This is a genomic window from Sinorhizobium fredii USDA 257 (assembly GCF_000265205.3).
Taxonomy (GTDB): Bacteria; Pseudomonadota; Alphaproteobacteria; order Rhizobiales; family Rhizobiaceae; genus Sinorhizobium; species Sinorhizobium fredii_B.
On the sequence record NC_018000.1, the window covers coordinates 920,964 to 937,397 of the forward strand.

Here is a 16,434-nt window from a genome sequence, read left to right on the forward strand (position 1 = left end):
TTGCCTGGTGGATCCCGGGAGAGATCGGCATGACCGAAATCCTTTTCTACCACCTGACCGAATCGAAGCTCGAGGACGCCCTGCCGCCGCTCCTGGACAAGAGCATCGAGCGCGGCTGGCGGGTGGTCGTGCAAACAGTTGACGCGGAAAGGCGCGAAGCGCTCGACACGCATCTCTGGGTCTATCGCGACGACAGCTTCCTGCCGCACGGTACGGATGCGGGCGAATTCGCGACCGAGCAACCGATCCTGATCGTCGCCGACAATGGCAACCAGAACGGGGCGACCGTGCGCTTTCTCGTCGATGGCGCCGAGCCGCCGCCGGTCTCCGAATACGAGCGCGTCGTCTTCATGTTCGACGGCTACGACCAGCAACAGCTCGAGGCGGCGCGCGGCCAATGGAAGCGGCTGAAGGGCGAGGGGCACAACCTCACCTATTGGCAGCAGAACCGCGACGGCCGCTGGGAGAAGAAGGCCTGAAGCTCTTCCGAAAAACACAAGGCCCGCGAAAACCGCGGGCCTTGATATTGCAGCTGAGTGAAGCTCAGTCGTGGAAGGCCTCGACGAACTTGCGCCGGCCGAGCATGAAGGCGTCGGCGACGTGGCGCAACGGCGAAAGATCCACGTCCGATCGGCCCTCTTTAATGATCTCGGCAAAACGCCGATAGAGCATCGGATATTCCTCTTCCGGCTCGTCATGAACGATCTTGCCGTCGAGGGCGAGCTTGGCACCACCTTCGGAGAGAACCATCTCGCCGGCCTCGGTCTCGGCAACGATGTCCCAGCTCTGCTTGCCCATCTGGCGCCAATCGAACTCAGCCGAAACGTTCAGCTTTCGGGCATCGCTGAAGGCGATCGAAGCGGCGATCGGTGCGTCGCGGTTCTCGGGAAATTCGAGCGTCGCCGAGGTTATGAAGATCGGGTGGGGCAGGATATGAGTAATGATCGACAGGGCGTTGATCCCCGGATCGAACACGCCGAGCCCGCCAGCCGCCCAAATCCATTCCTGGTTCGGATGCCAGTGCCGGACATCCTCCTTCCAGATGATCTTGACATTGCGGATCGTGGTCGCCGCGAGAAAGGCCTTGGCCGCTTCGACCGCCGGCGCATAGCGCGAATGCCAGCTCGCAAAGAGCGAAAGACCCTTTTCCGCCGCCAGCGCCTGAAGGTCTGCGACCTCGCTCAGGGTCGCGCCCGGCGGTTTTTCGAGGAAGACATGCTTGCCGGCCTCGAGGGCCGTGCGGGCCGCTTCATAGCGGTATTGCGGCGGCATGCAGAGCGAGACTGCCTCGATCGCCGGCACCGCTTCGAGCATCGCTTCGATCGACTTGAAATTGTCGATGCCATCGACCGTTCCATGGCGGCTCGCCGCTGCGGTCAGTCGATAGTCGGCATTCTTGGCGAGTGCCGGCAGATGCTGATCGCGGACGATTTTTCCGACGCCGACAATGGCAATTCGAATGGGAGACATGGTGCTTCGCTCTTAATTAGTATGACTTATTCTCGCCCTTGTAGCAGATTGGGGGCAGTGGGCAAGCGGGGTTCCGTCTTGAAATAAGCTGGCACCTCAGGGCACAACTTGCAAACACAAATCTGTTATGCCTCCGGTGAAGTCGGGCGACGGTTTCGCTGATCTGTTGATCGGAACGACAGTTGAGGATTTGCCATGCCGAACATCCGCCGCGCCATGCGCGCCGAGCTTGACACGATCATCGACTGGGCGGCGAGGGAGGGATGGAATCCTGGTCTCGAAGACGCCAACGCGTTCTGGACCGCCGACCCGGAGGGCTATTGGGTTGCGACCGAAAAGGAGACCTTGGCGGCGGCCATCTCGCTTGTGCGCTACGGCAGCCAATATGCCTTTCTCGGCCTTTATATTGCCGACCCGGCCTTTCGCGGCAGGGGCATCGGCCTCGCGCTCTGGAAGCGAGCGATCGCCAGCGCGGAGGGCCGCGTCATCGGCCTCGACGGCGTGGTAGCCCAGCAGGACAATTATCGAAAGTCGGGTTTCGCCTGGGCGCATGCGAATATTCGCTATGGCGGTTCCGTCAATGTCGCCGAGCCTCCGGGCACCCATCTGATCGATGTGGCTCCGGTCCATGTCGCGGCCCTGACCGACTATGACCGCCGTTTCAATCCGGCCCGCCGCGACGCATTTCTGTATGAATGGACGAAGCAGTTGCCGACCCGACGAAGCGTGCTTCTCCTGCGCGACGGCACCATCGCCGGATACGGGACGATCCGCGCCTGCCGCGAAGGATTGAAGATCGGCCCGCTCTTTGCCGATAATGAGACCGGCGCCGATCTCATCTTCCGCAAGCTGTCTGCAGGCGCAAAGGGGCAGCGGATCTACCTCGACATTCCCGAGCCGAATGCCTCGGCGAGGGCGCTTTGCGAACGCTACAACATGAAGCCGGTCTTCGAGACGGCGCGCATGTATCGTGGACCGGCGCCGGACCTGCCGCTTTCACGGATTTACGGCATTACCATGTTCGAACTCGGCTGATCTGGTCGAGAAGCATCCGCCGTCCGCTACGGGAGGCGATGCCCAGGGGAAAGGCTCTAGATCGCCATCGCCTCTTCGTATTCGGCCGAGAGTTCGAGCCATTGCTCTTCGGCGTGGGCGAGTCTTGCCGCCGCCTCCGCCCGTTCCTTTGCTCTTTGGGCCGCCTTCGCCGGGGCTTTCTCGTAGAGGACCGGATCGGCCAACTCGGCGTCGAGCGCGTGAATCAGTTTCTCCAGTTTTCCCGTCAAGGACTCGATCTCGTTGATCTTTTTCCTGAGCGGCGCCAGCGACGCGCGTTTTTCGGCATTCACCTTGCGCTGGTCGGCCTTCGACAAACCCTCGTCCAGGCCGTTTGGTCTGGGCCTCTCGTCCTTCGCCTTGGGGCCGCCGACGATCACGCTCCGATAGTCATCGAGATCGCCGTCGTACACCGCAACCGTTCCGTCTCGCACCAGCCACAGCCGGCCGGCGGTGGCTTCGATCAGGTGTCGATCATGCGAGATCAGGATGACGGCGCCGGAATAGTCGTTAAGGGCGGTGATCAATGCGTTGCGGCTGTCGATGTCCAGGTGGTTCGTCGGCTCGTCGAGGATGAGCAGGTTCGGTTGATCGAAAGCGGCTAGCCCCATCAGGAGCCGCGCCTTCTCGCCGCCGGAGAGGTCCTTTGCGGGCGTGTCCATCTTCTCGGTCGACAGACCCATCTGCGCGACGCGCGAGCGGACCTTTGCTTCCGGCGCATCCGGCATGCGGCGGCGCACATGTTCCACGGCGCTTTGCGTCGGGATCAAGTCGTCGAGCTGATGCTGGGCGAAGAAGCCAGTCTTCAGGCCGGGCGCGATCCGCACTTCGCCGGTTTCTGCCGCAAGGCGGCCTGAGATGAATTTCGCGAAGGTCGACTTGCCGTTGCCGTTCGAGCCGAGCAGCGCGATACGGTCGTCCGCGTCGATGCGCAGATTGAGCCTCTTCAAAATCGGCTTGCCCGGCTCGTATCCGACCGCGCCGCCCTGGATCGCGACGATGGGGGAGGCGACCTGTTTCTCCGGATCGGGGAATGAGAAACCTTGGACGTGCTGCTCGATCACCGCCGCAACGGTGCCCATGCGTTCCAGCGCCTTGATGCGGCTCTGGGCCTGGCGGGCCTTCGATGCCTTCGCCTTGAAGCGGTCGATGAAACTCTGCAGATGCTTGCGGGCCGCTTCGTTCTTGGCTTTTGCCTTCATCTGCAGTTCGTCGGCTTCCGCCTTCTGCCGCTCAAACTGGTCATACGAGCCGCGATAGAAATTGAGCTTCTTCTGGTCGAGGTGAACGATGGCGTTGACGGCCGTGTTCAAGAGGTCCCGATCGTGGCTGATGATGATGACCGTATGCGGGTAGCGGCGGATGTAATCCTCCAGCCACAAGGTTCCTTCGAGATCGAGATAGTTGGTTGGCTCGTCGAGCAGCAGCAGATCCGGCTCGGAGAAGAGCACCGCTGCAAGCGCCACGCGCATGCGCCAGCCGCCGGAGAAGGCGGAGGCGGGGCGCCTCTGCGCTTCGTGGTCGAAGCCGAGGCCGGCGAGGATGCTCGCCGCCCGGGCTTCCGCTGAATGGGCACTGATATCGGCTAGTCGCGTCTGGATGTCGGCGATCCGGTGCGGGTCGGTGGCGGTTTCGGCCTCGGCGAGAAGTGCGGCGCGTTCCCTGTCGGCCTTCAGCACGATCTCGATCAGCGGCTCGTCCGTACCCGGCGCCTCCTGGGCCACCTGGCCAAGCCGTGCGTTTTTCGGCAAGGAGACACTGCCGGCCTCGGCGGCAAGCTCGCCGGTGATGATCCGGAAAAGCGTCGACTTGCCGGCGCCGTTGCGTCCGACGAGCCCGGCCTTCGTGCCCGCCGGAAGCGTCACGGAAGCATTTTCGATGAGAAGACGGCCCGCGACGCGGGCGGAGAGGCCGGTGATCTGGATCATCCGGGCCTTTTGCCCCGAGTTTTACTCGAAGGCAAGGGTCAGCCGACGAGCTTCGCGGCTCACCGATAAGTCCTAAGCGGGCGGTTTCAAGTGCTTATTGTTATCGAATCTTGGACGACGTGTTCCGATAATCAATACTTCCAAACCTCATCATGAGGACCCACATCTATCAGCGAAGAGCACAGGAACTGCTCTTCCGATCATCCGGCTCGGATCGAATGCCATCGGCAAGGCCGCCGCGTTCGAAAAGACTGATCCGATCACAGGTGGTCGCGGCCTACCCATCGTTCAAGAGAACGATCTCATCAGGAGTGTTGAACATGAGAAATGCAGTCCACACCGCTCTCGCCGCTGCCCTCGTTGCCACTGCCGTTCTTGGCGGCGCTTCCGCTGCCTTTGCCGGCGGCAGCTATTACGAAGGCATCAGCGACAAGCCGCTGTTTACCGAACCTGCTCCGAAGGCCGGTGACGAGGCCGCGGTCCGCCGCACCAACGGTTCCATCGACCGTACCTCCACCGGTGCGGTCTCCGACTACGCCGTTCAGCCGAAGCCGGTCCGCGGCGGAGAAGGCGAATACTACCAGGGCGTCAGCCGCTAAGTCGGAATCCCAGTAGAGCGGGTCGTCCTCCCAGACTGCTCTTTCCCTGGCCCGGTCCCGCCCAGCGGGACCGGGCCTCTTTTTGTCTTGCACGCGTTACGGGCACCGGTGCGTGCCGCGATTTGTCGCGGCCCTTCTTGCACAGGTTGCTGCTTTAGTCGGGCACTTATACTTGACGACAAGAGTCAGCAATAATATGCCGCCTTGCTAAAATGGAGGTGGCTTTGGGCGCTGGCGATTTGTCGATATTCCCGTTCCGTGTTGCGCACTTGTCCGCTCAGGGCGAGAAGCCGGCACTCGTGTTTCCCGGCGGGAGGGTCGTCAACTATCGCGAGCTCGCCGCCCGCGTCGATCGCCAGGCATCTGAGTGGCGCCGCGAGCGCGGACTGGTGATGCTCGAGGCCGATCTCTCGGAGCACGCGATCATCGCCTATCTTGCTGCGCTCGACGCCGGACACGCCATCGCGCTGCAGGGCCCGGCCGCCGCGAAGACGGATCGCGAGATCTTCAGGCCGGATTTCTGCCATCGCCGGATCGACGGACGCTGGCGCACGGAGCGGCTGGAGGGAGACCCTGTGGTCCCCCATCCCGATCTTGCCGTCCTGCTCTCGACCTCCGGCAGCACCGGACAGGGGAAATATGTCCGGCTGTCGAGAACGAATATCGAGGCCAATGCAGGTGCCATCGCTGATTATCTCGGCCTTACGGCCGCGGATCGGACCTGCCTCATCCTGCCGCTGCACTATTCCTATGGCCTTTCGGTCCTGAACGCGCACCTTTCGGTCGGGGCAAGCGTCTATCTGCCCGGCAGATCTATCCTGGACGAGGGCTTTCTCGACGGTCTCGCCGAGAGCGGCTGCACCAATCTTTCCGGCGTTCCCTATTCCTACGACCTTCTCGAAAAGGTGGGCTTCCGCGAGCGGGCGTTTCCGCACCTGCGGTTCATGACCGTCGCTGGCGGACGCCTGCCGCCCGAAAAGGTCCACCTTTACAACGAACATCTCACCGCACGCGGCGCATCCTTTTTCGTGATGTACGGCCAGACGGAGGCGACCGCGCGTATGGCCTACGTGCCTCCGGATCGCCTGAGCGGCCGGGAAGACCGGATCGGGGTCGCTATACCGGGCGGCAGCCTGAGGATCGAGGACGAAAGCGGGCGTCTGATCACCGGTCCGGAGCAACCCGGCGAACTCATCTATCGCGGGCCGAACGTGATGATGGGCTATGCCCTGTCGCGCGCCGACCTCGCCGAGGGTGCCGCGCTCTCCGTATTGCGGACCGGCGACCTGGCGGTGCGCGATGCCGACGGGTTGTTCCGCATCGTAGGGCGGACGAAGCGGATATCGAAGATCGCCGGGCTGCGAATCGGGCATGACGGTCTCGAAGCGGCTCTCGAGCGGCACGATATCGCCGCCGCCGTCATTGGCAGCGATGTCGAAATCCATGCCTATTTCGTGGGAGAACGCGATCCGGCTGACGTCCGTCGGCTCCTCGTCTCCGCAAGCGGATTGACGTTGCTGCAGGTACGGGCGACGCGCATCGACGCGCTGCCGCGCCTGGCATCCGGCAAGGTCGATTACGAAGCGCTCCGCCAGAAGAGCCGGGGCACCGGCGGTCCTTCGCGGGCAGAAGGCGTGGAAGTCCTGTTCGAGCAGTTATTCTACCCGCAGAAGGTTCGACCGGAGGATAGCTTTCTGTCGCTCGGCGGGGATTCGCTCCGTTTCGTCCAGCTGTCGATCGGGCTTGAAAAAATCCTCGGCGAGGTGCCCGAGGCTTGGGAGAGAATGCCGGTCAATACCTTGGCGGCCATGGTTCGCCAGGAGCGCAAGACACCGCAGATCGGCACCGACTTCCTGATCCGGGCGCTGGCCATCCTGCTCGTCGTGCTTCACCACGAGACGCTCTGGCCGATCCCGGGCGGCTCGGCGGCGATGGTGATCCTCGCCGGATTCGGCCTAGCGCGGTTCCAGAGCGGCGCCCTTTTGTCGGGCGCGCTATGGCAGCTGCTGCGGCCGCTCACGCAGATCCTGGTCCCCTACTATCTGATCGTCGCGGCTTACGCCCTTGCCTGGGGGGAAGTGCCCTGGGCTTCCGTCTTCCTTGTCGGCAATTTTGGTTTCGCCGACCCCGAGCGCCACAGCATGGTGCCGTACCTCTACTGGTTCATCGAGGCCTATTGCCAGATGGTGCTGGTGTTTGGCGCTCTGTTCGCCGTTCCGTTCGTCAGGCGCTTTGCCGCCGTGCGGCCCTTTGCCGCCGGCATGGCGCTGCTTGCTGCCGCTTTTGCCGCCCGCCTGGCGATGCCGCAGCTTTGGGAAATCGGTAACCGCCAGATCTTCACGCTGCCTTGGATCTTCCATCTGGCCGTCGTCGGCTGGTGCGCGGCCTTGGCCCAGAACTGGGCACAGCGGCTCGCGGTCATGGTGGCCGGAACGGGGATCTTTTTGTTTCTCGGGCTTTACGAGGGCGTCTGGATCGGCACCAAGATCAAGTACCTGTTGCAGATCGTCGTCCTCGCGGGCCTTTTGTTTCTGCCTCGCATCCGCCTGCCGCAATGGGCCGTGCAACTTGTCCTGCCGCTCTCGGCGGCAGGCTTTCATATCTACATCCTGCACCGCTTCGTGCCCGATCTCCTGCTGGCGCCAGTCCAGCCGTTCCTCCCGCCGCTCACCTATTCGCTCTCCTCGATCGCTGGCGGCGTCGTGCTCGGGCTTATGGTCTGGGCGGGGCAGCGTCAGCTATTCAAAGGGCTTGTGCGCGCCCGGGCCGGCGCTCTGCCGATGGACTGGCCGGCCGGGGTTAAGTCCTGGCTCTCTTCAGGCCGCCCACTTCTTTCCCTCGGTCCGCAGGAAGAAAACCAGGTCCAGCGTCAGTGACGGGCGCCCGAGCGCGGTCAAGGTCGCGTGCGCCTGCCCGCGGTGATGGGTCTGGTGGTTGAAGAAATGGGCGAGCGTCGGACCGACTCTCTGGGTGATCTTGTCGGGCGCGGTCAGCGGCGAATAGGTGAAGTGCGCGTTGAGACGCGCCTCGTCGAGGCTGTCCAGCCAGGCGATGATGCGCTCGTCTTCCGCCGCCCGCGCCGCCGTCAGCGCGGCGAGGTCTTCGCAGAGGATCGCATCGAGCCGCGTGGGTGCCTTGCCCTCCTTGGTGAACCGGTTCATCCAGATCCGGTCGGCCGCGAGAATATGGTTCAGCGTTGCGTGCAGCGAGCCGAAAAAGGCGCCCCTGTCCTCCCGGTATTCCGCCTCGGAGAGTTCCGCCGCGGCAGCGTAGAGCCGCCGGTTGGCCCAGCGATTGTAGTCGGCAAACATCCGATAGTGATCGAGCATCAACATTCTCCCTTGCTGTCCGGCCAGCCTAGCCGGGATTGATATTCGCGTGTCGAATGCAACTCATGAAAATTACTGATTTGATCACCCGCTCCCTATCGTCCTATGCGTCGAGCGATATGCAGATCAGGAGGTGAGATGACCCGCAAACTCTATGCGCTCTGTGGTACCGAACGGACGCGCCCCTTTTCTCCGCATGTGTGGAAGATCAAGCTTTCGCTCGCGCACAAGGGCCTCGACTTCGATGTGATGCCTGTCGGCTTCACCGAAATTCCGAAGCTCGAGCAAGGGGTGACGAAGATCGTCCCGCTGCTTCGCGATGGCGAAAAACTCGTTAGCGACAGCTTCGACATCGCCCTTTATCTGGAGAAAGCCTATCCCGAGCGGCCGACGCTGTTCGGCGGCGAGGGCGGCAAGGCGATGGCCCGCTTGGTCGAAGGCTGGTCGCAGATGACCCTGCATCCTGCCATTGGCCGCATCGCCATCATGGATATCCATGACAGCCTCGAACCGGTGGACCAGGCCTATTTCAGGCAAAGCCGCGAGAAGCGCTTCGGCAAGCCGCTCGAAGCGGTCGCCGAGGCAGGGCAGGCGGATCTCGAAACCTTCTCGGCCAAGCTCGAGCCGCTGCGCCACATGTTGAAATTCCAGCCCTTCATCGGCGGCGACGCTCCACTCTTTGCCGATTACATCGTTTTCGGTGCCCTGCAATGGGCGCGCATCGTCTCGTCACATCGTCTGCTTGCCACAGGGGACGTCGTTTCGGACTGGTTCGAGCGTTGCCTCGACCTTCACGATGGCCTCGGCCGCTCCGTAACAGCAGCGTGAAACTCTCCCCTGCAGCGGCGAATCATCGCCGCGCCCCCTTGTTTTGCGCGGCCCCCTTGTTTTGCGTGGCATTGGCGGCTAATGAACCGCCACTTTCTCAAGAGCAAGGGAATTGAGCCAATGGCGATTGAACGTACCTTTTCGATGATCAAGCCGGATGCGACGAAGCGCAACCTGACCGGCGCCATCACCAAGATGCTCGAAGACGCCGGCCTGCGCGTCGTCGCATCGAAGCGCGTCTGGATGAGCCGCCGCGAAGCCGAAGGCTTCTACGCCGTCCACAAGGAACGCCCGTTCTTCGGCGAACTGGTCGAATTCATGTCCTCCGGCCCGACCATCGTTCAGGTTCTCGAAGGCGAAAACGCCATTGCCAAGAACCGTGAAGTGATGGGCGCCACCAACCCGGCCAACGCCGACGAAGGCACCATCCGCAAGGTCCATGCGCTGTCGATCGGCGAAAACTCGGTTCACGGATCCGATGGCCCGGAAACGGCTGCCGAAGAAATCGCCTACTGGTTCGCGGGCACCGAAATCGTCGGCTGATTCACCTTCTTCGCTTCGGCCCCTAAAGGCTTGAAACGATTCTTCGAAACCGGGGCGGAGACGCCCCGGTTTTTCTTATGCATGTCGCCAAAAGTGTGCAGCGGTATTGGGACAACGACATGCATGACGCACTTTATGTCGGGCAGGCTGCCGTGTCGAAATGTGTCGGCGCCAGTCCATTCCTGAAGACTTCCGGATTCTTGTCGTAGGCTGGGCCGACGACCAACGGCCTCGCCGGCATGACGCTCTGGTCGAGGTCGGACATCACCGTCGTTTCCAGCTTTTGCAGCGTCGCACCATCCGGTCCCTTGACTTCAATCGTCACAGCATAGGGCCTTCCCTTCTTCACACAGGTGATGTCGGGGCTCTCCAGCGCCACCTTGTCCAGTTTCGGGAAGAGCTTGCGCGTCAGCGTCAGCGGTTCGCCGCCGGCCGGATTCTCGAAGGTCGCCACGACGATACTGCCGTCGGGGACCGGCTCGGTCTTGTTGAGCGTGATCGTATAGGTGGCATAGGCCAGCCGGTAGTTGAACACGAACATCTTGCCGGTCAGCTTCAGCGGGTCCGGCCCGGTCTCGCGCTGACAGCCGGCAAGTACCGCCGCCGCGACAACGGCGATGGCAATGACATTTTTCATGGCTGGATCTCCTCTTTGTTGCGGCGGTAGTGGCGTTTCGCCTTCGTGCGGTTGCCGCAAACCGCCATGTCACACCAGGTCCTGCTCCTGTTGCGGCTGCGGTCGAGGAACAGCCATTCGCAGTTCGGGCAAATCTTCAGACGATCGGGCTCCGGATTGGCAGCCAGGCTGAGCGCCGAATGCGCGGTGGCGACGTCGAGAGCGATGTATTTGCCGCGTTCGGATGATTGGCGCAGGACGGCCGTGATCGCCTCGAGCAGATCGGCGAGCAGCTCCGGCCGGTCTTCGGCCCGCACCTGCGCCCGGAAATGCCGATCCGTCGCCTCGCGCAGACCGATCAGCGGCTCCCGCCTTCCAGGCCCGATCGGCCCAAGCCTGCCAAAACGCTCCTTCTCGGCGCCGTAAAGATTGAAGGCTTCGGCAAAGCTGTCGATCGCCGCTCCATCGGCGAAACGATCGATCCGGCGCGTCGGGTCGAAGCGCAAAACCACGGAATTTGCGACATCCAGCGCCAATGCGCCGCCTGAGAATCGATGCGCGGTCCAGGTGAAGCTCATGTGAAAAATCCTAACTAGTAAAATGCATTTTACCAGTTATATTGCTTCTGTCACTAGTGCCGCAGAGGAAAGTTGGCCTCTGCGTTTTGTAATTGAAATTGATGCGGTTTCGTTCTTGGATTGTCTCGATCCCGATCGCCGCGACCGACCGGAAATGTGATGGCCTATTTCCTTCAGCAGATCGCCAACGCCGTGCCAGTGGCAGCGCTCTATGCGGCACTCGCCTTCGGCTATGCTATCGCCTTTGCGGTGACGCGGCGGGCCGACCTGACCTATGGCGCTCTTTTCGCCTTTGCCGGTCAGGTGTTTGTGCTTTTTGCGGATTTCGGCTGGGACCGTCTGTGGTTGGTCTTGCCGGCGGCGCTGGGTCTCGGAGCCGCGGCGGCCCTGATCTTCGGGCTTGGTGCGGGTCTTGTCGCCGGGCGCTATGTGATGAGGCCGCTGGCTTTTTCCTCGGCCAATGCCGTCGTCGTTGCCTCGCTCGGCAGTCTCCTGGTGCTCATGGAAGCGGCCAGGCTCGCGTCCGATACGCGAAGCCTATGGCTGCCGCCCTTCCTTAATCACGTCATCGTCTTCTGGCCGGATCCGGCATTTCCCGTGACGCTGACGGTCGTGCAATTGCTGAACACCGGACTGATGGCCGCATTGGTCACCGCTGGTCACTTCCTGCTCAGCCATACCTATGCGGGGCGCTATTGGCGGGCCGTCTCGGAGGATCGCGAAGCGGCATCCCTCTGCGGGGTCGATCCTTCGACCGTCTACATTCTCGCCTATGGCGTCGCGTCGCTGATTGCCGCCTTCTGCGGGATCCTTGCCGCCTCTTACTATGGCAATATGGACTTCGGCATGGGCCTGAGCTTCGGCGTCAAAGTGTTGTTCATCGCCGCGATCGGCGGGCAAGCGGCGCCGTTGTTCGCAGCCCTCGGCGCCGCCGGCGTAGGCCTGCTCGAGACGCTATGGAGCGCCTATGGCCCGATCCTCTGGCGGGATTTCGCGATCTTCAGCTTTCTGGTCCTGGTCCTCGTCGTGACGCGGCGGGAAAAGATCATTCCCTGACCTTAGCGGTTCCACCGATCACGCGCCGCGTCGTCGGCGTCCTTGGCGCTGACCCATTCGCCGGCGCTGCCGTCGGCGCCGTGCTCCTTCTTCCAGAAGGGGGCCGAGGTTTTCAGAAAATCCATGATGAAATTCGCGCCCTCGAAGGCTGCCTGGCGGTGCGGCGAGGCTGTTACCACCAGTACGATGTTCTCACCGGGCTCGATGCGGCCGAAGCGGTGAATGGCTGTCGCAGCCTGCAGGCCGAAGCGCTGCACCGCTTCGTGGCAGATCCGGCTGATCTCGGCTTCCGCCATGCCCGGATAGTGTTCGAGTTCGAGCGCGTCGAGGGCGCCTTGCTCGTCGCGGCAGAGGCCCGAAAAGGTGACCACCGCACCGATGTCCGTCCGCCCGCGGTAAAGCGCCGAGACCTCGGCTGCAAGTTCGAAATCTTCGCGTTGGACGCGCACGGTGACCGGGGCGTCCATCGCCTCAGCCGCCCGTCATCGGCGGAAAAAGCGCGATCTCGCGGGCGCCGCCGATCGGCTCGCCGTGATCGACATGTTCCTGGTTGATCGCCGCGCGGATGACGTTCTGGTGTTCGAGCGCTGATTCATATTCGGCGCCGAGAGTCTTCAGATGCGCCAGCAGGTCGCCGATCGTGACGATACCCGCCGGCAGTTCCAGCGTTTCCTCAGCCTTCCCGATGCGCTCGCGCACCCAGGAAAAATAGACGAGGTTTACGGTGCTCATTCGTTGACCACGTGCTTCAAGCCGGCGCGGAAGTAATCATAGCCGGTATAGAGCGTGATTGCCGCGGCGATCCAGAGAAGGACGATACCCGCTTCCGTTATATAGGGCATGATCTTGTCGCCGGCGGGACCGGCAAGCAGAAAGGCGATCGCCACCATCTGAATGGTCGTCTTCCACTTGGCGATCCGCGTCACCGGGACGCTGACCTTGAGCGCGGCCAGATATTCGCGGAGACCCGAAACGAGGATTTCGCGGCATAGGATGATGATCGCGGCCCAGATCGACCAGCCGGCGATCGTCCCGTCGGCGGCGACGAGCAGCAGGATCGAGGCGACCAGCAGCTTGTCGGCGATCGGGTCGAGCATCCGGCCGATATTGGAAGTCTGCTTCCATATGCGGGCGAGATAGCCGTCGAAGAAATCGGTGATCGAGGCGGTGACGAACAGGACGAGCGCGGTCCAGCGCGCGAAATCGGAACTGTGCAGCCGGCCCTCGATAAAGAAGCACAGCACAATCAGCGGTACGATGAGAATACGGAAATAGGTCAGCAGATTCGGAACGCTGTAGGCAATGGGCGTTGGCATAGACTCGGTTTCTCTGGACACGACAATCCCCCATTTCCCGCGAGCTAGGGTCATCGACGCGATTTTATCGTTCGGTCGGCATGGGGTAAGCACCAGCTTTTCCATGCCTTCCGGGTTTCAGGTGTACAGAATGACTTTGCGACCACAAGGTCAACAGGTCATTGCGCAACTCCTGTCATATTTGGCGGATTTCGTCTGAACGCAGTCTGAATTGCGCCGCCAGGGGAATTTATTTGGCGTCCTCGTGAAAATGCTCGTAGACGAGGCGGGCCACCGTCTCCGAGATCCCGTTGACAGCCATCAGGTCGTTGATGCCGGCGCGGGAAACCGCCTTGGCGGTGCCGAAATGGGTGAGAAGCGCCCGTTTGCGCGTCGGGCCGATGCCGGCGATTTCATCGAGCGGGTTCTTCACCATTTCCTTCTTTCGCCGCGCCCGGTGCGAACCGATCGCGAAGCGATGCGCCTCGTCGCGCAGCCGCTGGATGAAATAGAGCACGGGATCGCGCGGCGGCAGCGTGAAGCTTTCCCTTCCTTGGACGATGAAGCGCTCGCGCCCGGCGTCACGATCGACGCCCTTGGCGACGCCGATCGCCGTCACGCAGTCCTCGACGTCGAGTTCCTTGAGAATGGCCCGAACGGCCGTCATCTGGCCCTGGCCGCCGTCGATGAGGATGACGTCGGGCCAGGCCGGAAAGGCCGTCTCCTCGCTCGCTTCGGTCGAGCGGTCCGGCTTACCTTCTTCTTTCAAGAGACGCGAGAAGCGCCGCGTCATCACCTCGCGCATCATGCCGAAATCGTCGCCCGGCGTGATGTCCGTCGATTTGATGTTGAACTTGCGATACTGGCCTTTGACGAAGCCCTCCGGACCAGCCACGACCATGCCGCCGACGGCATTCGTCCCCATGATGTGCGAGTTGTCGTAAATTTCGATGCGACGCGGCACCGAAGGCAACTTGAAGGTCTCGGCGAAACCTTCGAGCAGGCGCGACTGGGAGGCCGTTTCCGCCAGCTTGCGGCCATGCGCTTCGCGCGCATTCGCATGCGCGTGCTCGACGAGGTCCTTCTTCTCGCCGCGTTGCGGTACGAGGATCGAAACCTTGTAGCCGGACTTCTCGCTGAGCGCCTGGGCGAGCAATTCCTGCTCGTCGACCGCCTCGCAGAGGAGAATCTGCCGCGGGCAGGGCTTGTCGTCGTAGAACTGCGCCAGGAAGGCGCTGAGCACTTCGGCGGCCGGGAGCGCCGGGTCGGCCTTCGGGAAATAGGCGCGGTTGCCCCAGTTCTGTCCGGTGCGGAAGAAGAACACCTGGATGCAGGAGATACCGCCTTCGTGGTGGATGGCAAAGACGTCCGCCTCCTCGACACCGGCCGGGTTGATGCCCTGATAGCTCTGGACATGGCTGAGCGCCGCCAGCCGGTCGCGATAGAGCGCCGCCCGTTCGAAGTCGAGGGTTTCCGATGCTTCCGCCATTGCCGCGGCGATCGTTGCCTTCACCGCCTGGCTCTTGCCGGAGAGAAAATCCTTCGCCTCGCGCACGAGTTCCGCATAGTCCGGATCGCTGATCTCGCCCGTGCAGGGCGCCGAACAGCGCTTGATCTGGTAAAGGAGGCAGGGGCGCGTGCGCGTTTCGAAGACGCTGTCGGTACAGGTTCTGAGAAGAAAGGCCCGTTGCAGCGAGTTGATGGTTCGCCCGACGGCTCCCGCCGAGGCGAACGGGCCGAAATAGTCGCCCTTGCGGCTACGCGCGCCGCGATGCTTGTAGAGCGCGGGTGCTCGGCTGTCGCCGGTGACGACGATATAGGGGAAGGACTTGTCGTCGCGCAAAAGCACGTTGAAGCGGGGGCGCAGGCGTTTGATCAGGTTCGCTTCGAGCAGCAGCGCCTCGATCTCCGTCCGCGTCGTCACGAACTCCATGTTCGCCGTCTCGCGCACCATCCGCGCGATGCGGTTCGAGTGGCCGCGGCCCTGGGCGTAGTTGCCGACACGCTTCTTCAGGCTGCGCGCCTTGCCGACATAGAGCACGTCGCCGGCCCCGTTGAACATCCGGTAGACGCCCGGTCCGTTCGGCAGCAGCTTGACGAAGGCCTGGATCAGTTCTGCGCCCGTGAGCCCTTGCGCATCCGGCTTGCTTTCCGCCCAGTCCACCGCGGGCGCCGGCCGTTCGCTCTCCGCGACCTCGACGAGATCGTCCTCGTCATCGGTTTCGCTGCCGTCGTAGAGGATGCCGCCGTCCGTGGGCGTCCGCCCGTTCATTCCACTATCTCCCGAATATCCGGCGTCTCCCAGGCAAGGTGCTGGCCGCCGTCGAGCGCGATCATCTGCCCGGTAACCGACGGCGTGTCGAAAAGAAAGCGGATCGCCCGTCCGAACTCGTTTAGCGCCGGGCCGCGCCTGAGGATCAGCGCGTTCACCTGCGCCTCGAAATCACGCCGGTCCTGCCGTTCGTTCGGCAGCGTCGGCCCCGGTCCGATGCCGTTGACGCGTATGTCGGGGGCAAGCGCCTGCGCCATCGTCTGGGTTGCCGTCCAGAGCGCTGACTTGGAGAGCATATAGGAATAAAAGCGGGGATTTGGAGACCAGACGCGCTGATCGATGACATTGACGATGAGGCCGGAGATATCGGCCGGGCGCTGGCGTGCGAAGTCGCGGGCGAGCAGTGAAGGGGCTTTGACATGCAGGGCGAAATGCCGCTCCCAGACCCCCTCGTCGAACTGCTCGAGACTGTCCTTGTCGAAGACCGAGGCGTTGTTGACGAGGAGATCGAGGGGACCGAGCCTTACCGTTGCCTGTGCGATCAAGCCCGACGCCGCGCTCGCATCGGTGAGGTCTGCTTGAAGCGCGACGGCTTTGGCGCCCGTCGCACCAAGGTTCGCCGCCAGCGCCTCGGCTTCGGCGAACGAGCCGTTCGCGTGGATGGCGACCGCAAAACCGTGTGCTGCCAAGTCCTCAACTATTGCCCTGCCGATGCGCCGAGCGCCGCCTGTAACCAGCGCCGCCTTCAATGTCCTTTTCAACGTTCTTTCCCGTTCTGCGAATCCCGTTCCGATCGGACAAAGATATAGGCTGGAAAGGCGGGACTGAAAAACTCCCCGGACGATTCATTTCGGAAAAATTAACGCG

17 protein-coding genes are annotated in these 16,434 nt (G+C 62.5%); 7 read left to right on the top strand and 10 right to left on the bottom strand.

From position 1 onward, the window contains the following. The first annotated feature begins 29 nt into the window (after window positions 1–29). Window positions 30–479, top strand: coding sequence for a DNA polymerase III subunit chi (locus tag USDA257_RS04285; RefSeq protein ID WP_014761657.1), 450 nt, complete (start codon window positions 30–32; stop codon window positions 477–479). A gap of 64 nt (window positions 480–543) precedes the next feature. On the opposite strand, the gene USDA257_RS04290 is transcribed toward USDA257_RS04285, so the two are convergent. Further along, complete coding sequence (locus USDA257_RS04290) at window positions 544–1,470, bottom strand: Gfo/Idh/MocA family protein (protein WP_014761658.1); 927 nt, start codon at window positions 1,468–1,470, stop codon at window positions 544–546. 195 nt (window positions 1,471–1,665) lie between these two features. Here USDA257_RS04290 and USDA257_RS04295 point away from each other — a divergent pair, with 195 nt between their 5' ends. Further along, entirely contained in the window at window positions 1,666–2,505 is an 840-nt protein-coding gene (locus USDA257_RS04295) for a GNAT family N-acetyltransferase (RefSeq protein ID WP_014761659.1), read from the top strand. Window positions 2,506–2,561: 56 nt separating this feature from the next. On the opposite strand, the gene USDA257_RS04300 is transcribed toward USDA257_RS04295, so the two are convergent. Continuing rightward, window positions 2,562–4,451, bottom strand: coding sequence for an ABC-F family ATP-binding cassette domain-containing protein (locus tag USDA257_RS04300; RefSeq protein ID WP_014761660.1), 1,890 nt, complete (start codon window positions 4,449–4,451; stop codon window positions 2,562–2,564). Window positions 4,452–4,771: 320 nt separating this feature from the next. On the opposite strand from USDA257_RS04300, the gene USDA257_RS04305 reads away from it, so the two are divergent. Continuing rightward, window positions 4,772–5,050, top strand: a complete 279-nt coding sequence (locus USDA257_RS04305; protein ID WP_014761661.1) for a hypothetical protein — start codon at window positions 4,772–4,774, stop codon at window positions 5,048–5,050. A gap of 212 nt (window positions 5,051–5,262) precedes the next feature. After that, entirely contained in the window at window positions 5,263–7,926 is a 2,664-nt protein-coding gene (locus tag USDA257_RS04310; protein ID WP_041413908.1) for an AMP-binding protein, read from the top strand. On the opposite strand, the gene USDA257_RS04315 is transcribed toward USDA257_RS04310, so the two are convergent. Beyond that, window positions 7,867–8,379 (bottom strand): DinB family protein, encoded by a 513-nt coding sequence (locus tag USDA257_RS04315; RefSeq protein ID WP_014761663.1) that lies wholly within the window; start codon window positions 8,377–8,379, stop codon window positions 7,867–7,869. The genes USDA257_RS04310 and USDA257_RS04315 overlap by 60 nt on opposite strands. A gap of 138 nt (window positions 8,380–8,517) precedes the next feature. On the opposite strand from USDA257_RS04315, the gene USDA257_RS04320 reads away from it, so the two are divergent. Then, window positions 8,518–9,207 carry a glutathione S-transferase family protein gene (locus tag USDA257_RS04320; protein ID WP_041413909.1) on the top strand — a complete coding sequence of 230 codons (690 nt, stop codon included), beginning with the start codon at window positions 8,518–8,520 and terminating at the stop codon, window positions 9,205–9,207. Window positions 9,208–9,327: 120 nt separating this feature from the next. Beyond that, window positions 9,328–9,750, top strand: a complete 423-nt coding sequence (gene ndk, locus USDA257_RS04325; protein WP_012707487.1) for a nucleoside-diphosphate kinase — start codon at window positions 9,328–9,330, stop codon at window positions 9,748–9,750. A gap of 133 nt (window positions 9,751–9,883) precedes the next feature. Here the strand turns inward: ndk and USDA257_RS04330 are convergent, their stop codons facing one another. Together USDA257_RS04330 and USDA257_RS04335 are read right to left on the bottom strand one after the other, a co-directional pair. After that, complete coding sequence (locus USDA257_RS04330; RefSeq protein ID WP_014761665.1) at window positions 9,884–10,387, bottom strand: hypothetical protein; 504 nt, start codon at window positions 10,385–10,387, stop codon at window positions 9,884–9,886. Then, the gene (locus tag USDA257_RS04335; protein WP_014761666.1) at window positions 10,384–10,944 is read right to left on the bottom strand and encodes a CGNR zinc finger domain-containing protein; all 561 of its coding nucleotides are present in this window, start codon (window positions 10,942–10,944) and stop codon (window positions 10,384–10,386) included. The genes USDA257_RS04330 and USDA257_RS04335 overlap by 4 nt, the downstream gene beginning before the upstream one ends. 159 nt (window positions 10,945–11,103) lie before the next feature. Here USDA257_RS04335 and USDA257_RS04340 point away from each other — a divergent pair, with 159 nt between their 5' ends. Continuing rightward, window positions 11,104–12,000 carry a branched-chain amino acid ABC transporter permease gene (locus USDA257_RS04340; protein ID WP_014761667.1) on the top strand — a complete coding sequence of 299 codons (897 nt, stop codon included), beginning with the start codon at window positions 11,104–11,106 and terminating at the stop codon, window positions 11,998–12,000. Window positions 12,001–12,002: 2 nt separating this feature from the next. Here USDA257_RS04340 and USDA257_RS04345 read toward each other — a convergent pair whose 3' ends face one another. From USDA257_RS04345 to USDA257_RS04365, 5 genes are all read right to left on the bottom strand, one after another. Continuing rightward, on the bottom strand, window positions 12,003–12,467 hold the full coding sequence (locus tag USDA257_RS04345; RefSeq protein ID WP_014761668.1) for a molybdenum cofactor biosynthesis protein MoaE: 465 nt from the start codon (window positions 12,465–12,467) through the stop codon (window positions 12,003–12,005). 4 nt (window positions 12,468–12,471) lie between these two features. Continuing rightward, on the bottom strand, window positions 12,472–12,732 hold the full coding sequence (gene moaD / locus USDA257_RS04350; RefSeq protein WP_014761669.1) for a molybdopterin converting factor subunit 1: 261 nt from the start codon (window positions 12,730–12,732) through the stop codon (window positions 12,472–12,474). Further along, window positions 12,729–13,316, bottom strand: a complete 588-nt coding sequence (gene pgsA, locus USDA257_RS04355) for a CDP-diacylglycerol--glycerol-3-phosphate 3-phosphatidyltransferase (RefSeq protein ID WP_041413910.1) — start codon at window positions 13,314–13,316, stop codon at window positions 12,729–12,731. The genes moaD and pgsA overlap by 4 nt, the downstream gene beginning before the upstream one ends. A gap of 229 nt (window positions 13,317–13,545) precedes the next feature. Next, complete coding sequence (uvrC, locus tag USDA257_RS04360) at window positions 13,546–15,567, bottom strand: excinuclease ABC subunit UvrC (protein WP_014761671.1); 2,022 nt, start codon at window positions 15,565–15,567, stop codon at window positions 13,546–13,548. Further along, window positions 15,564–16,328, bottom strand: a complete 765-nt coding sequence (locus USDA257_RS04365; RefSeq protein WP_014761672.1) for an SDR family oxidoreductase — start codon at window positions 16,326–16,328, stop codon at window positions 15,564–15,566. Before USDA257_RS04365 ends, uvrC begins: the two co-directional genes overlap by 4 nt. Window positions 16,329–16,434: the final 106 nt, after the last annotated feature.

Coding starts and splice junctions, on each gene's coding strand:
- pgsA (WP_041413910.1), bottom strand. CDS start 13,316: ATGCCAACGCCCATTGCCTACAGCGTTCCGAATCTGCTGACCTATTTC.
- USDA257_RS04335 (WP_014761666.1), bottom strand. CDS start 10,944: ATGAGCTTCACCTGGACCGCGCATCGATTCTCAGGCGGCGCATTGGCG.
- moaD (WP_014761669.1), bottom strand. CDS start 12,732: ATGAGCACCGTAAACCTCGTCTATTTTTCCTGGGTGCGCGAGCGCATC.
- USDA257_RS04305 (WP_014761661.1), top strand. CDS start 4,772: ATGAGAAATGCAGTCCACACCGCTCTCGCCGCTGCCCTCGTTGCCACT.
- USDA257_RS04345 (WP_014761668.1), bottom strand. CDS start 12,467: ATGGACGCCCCGGTCACCGTGCGCGTCCAACGCGAAGATTTCGAACTT.
- USDA257_RS04285 (WP_014761657.1), top strand. CDS start 30: ATGACCGAAATCCTTTTCTACCACCTGACCGAATCGAAGCTCGAGGAC.
- USDA257_RS04290 (WP_014761658.1), bottom strand. CDS start 1,470: ATGTCTCCCATTCGAATTGCCATTGTCGGCGTCGGAAAAATCGTCCGC.
- USDA257_RS04340 (WP_014761667.1), top strand. CDS start 11,104: ATGGCCTATTTCCTTCAGCAGATCGCCAACGCCGTGCCAGTGGCAGCG.
- USDA257_RS04330 (WP_014761665.1), bottom strand. CDS start 10,387: ATGAAAAATGTCATTGCCATCGCCGTTGTCGCGGCGGCGGTACTTGCC.
- USDA257_RS04315 (WP_014761663.1), bottom strand. CDS start 8,379: ATGCTCGATCACTATCGGATGTTTGCCGACTACAATCGCTGGGCCAAC.
- ndk (WP_012707487.1), top strand. CDS start 9,328: ATGGCGATTGAACGTACCTTTTCGATGATCAAGCCGGATGCGACGAAG.
- USDA257_RS04300 (WP_014761660.1), bottom strand. CDS start 4,451: ATGATCCAGATCACCGGCCTCTCCGCCCGCGTCGCGGGCCGTCTTCTC.
- USDA257_RS04295 (WP_014761659.1), top strand. CDS start 1,666: ATGCCGAACATCCGCCGCGCCATGCGCGCCGAGCTTGACACGATCATC.
- uvrC (WP_014761671.1), bottom strand. CDS start 15,567: ATGAACGGGCGGACGCCCACGGACGGCGGCATCCTCTACGACGGCAGC.
- USDA257_RS04320 (WP_041413909.1), top strand. CDS start 8,518: ATGACCCGCAAACTCTATGCGCTCTGTGGTACCGAACGGACGCGCCCC.
- USDA257_RS04310 (WP_041413908.1), top strand. CDS start 5,263: ATGGAGGTGGCTTTGGGCGCTGGCGATTTGTCGATATTCCCGTTCCGT.